This is a genomic window from Streptomyces sp. URMC 126 (genome assembly GCF_051386555.1).
Lineage (GTDB): Bacteria > Actinomycetota > Actinomycetes > Streptomycetales > Streptomycetaceae > Streptomyces.
On sequence record NZ_JBPQTX010001042.1, the window covers coordinates 1 to 258 of the forward strand.

At 67.4% G+C, this 258-nt stretch carries 1 protein-coding gene; it reads right to left on the reverse strand.

What is annotated here, in order from left to right:
• Window positions 1-258: RuBisCO large subunit C-terminal-like domain-containing protein (locus ACSNOK_RS35015; RefSeq protein ID WP_436784735.1), on the reverse strand; the 258-nt coding region annotated here is incomplete at both ends.

Here is a 258-nt window from a genome sequence, read left to right on the forward strand (position 1 = left end):
CTGTCGGTCGATGCGTAGTCGAACGTCACGTCCTTCCAGGTATCCAGCGCCGCGCGCAGCGGCTGGCACCACTTGGCCGCCTTGACCAGGACCTCCGGTCCCTCGTTCCAGATGTCGATGCCCTCGTTCCGGGCCTTGACCATGGCTTCCAGCGCGACGCGGTTGGCGATGGCTCCCGCCTGGATGCCGCCGGGGTGGCCGATCGTGCCGCCGCCGAACTGAAGCACCACGTCGTCGCCCAGGTATGTCAGCAACTGG